At 68.6% G+C, this 647-nt stretch carries 2 protein-coding genes; both read left to right on the forward strand.

Going from position 1 to position 647, the window contains the following annotated elements:
• Positions 1–232: asparagine synthase-related protein (locus FUT87_RS31215; protein ID WP_255512085.1), on the forward strand; the 232-nt coding region annotated here is incomplete at its 5' end.
• A 20-nt stretch (positions 233–252) separates the two neighbouring features.
• Positions 253–647: asparagine synthase-related protein (locus FUT87_RS31220; protein WP_255512086.1), on the forward strand; the 395-nt coding region annotated here is incomplete at its 3' end.

Consider the following 647-nt stretch of genomic DNA (forward strand, 5'->3'; position numbering starts at 1 on the left):
GCACCTGCTGGCCGGCGACGGTGGCGACGAGCTCTTCGGCGGCAACACCCGCTACGCCAAGCAGACGGTGTTCTCGTGGTACGGGCGCGTGCCGGGACCGCTGCGGGACTTCGTGCTGCAGCCGGTGTTCGGCTCGCCGGTGGGCAAGCTGCCGCTGCTGAAGAAAGGCGCGAGCTACATCGACCAGGCCCGCGTACCGATGCCGACCGCCTGCAGAGCTACAACCTGCTGACGCGACTGGGCCTGGGCGAGGTGCTGGAAACCGACTTCCTGCGACGCGTCGACCCGCTGGGTCCGCAGAAGCAGCAGCGCCAGGTGTGGAACGCGATCAAGACCGGACGGCTGGTCGACCGGATGCTGGCCTTCGACTGGCGCTACACGCTGGCGGACACCGACCTGCCCAAGGTGGTGGGCACGACCTCGCTGGCGGGCACCTCGGTCGGTTTCCCGATGCTGGACGACGAGCTGCTGGCCTTCTCGGAGCGCCTGCCGGCGGACTACAAGCTCAAGGGGCTGAAGCTGCGCTGGTTCTTCAAGGAGGCGCTGCGTGGCTTCCTGCCCGACGAGATCATCGTCAAGAAGAAGCAGGGTTTCGGCCTGCCCTTCGGCGTCTGGGCGACGCGCGACGCGCAGCTGCGCGCGCTGGC

This window comes from Mitsuaria sp. TWR114 (assembly GCF_007997345.1).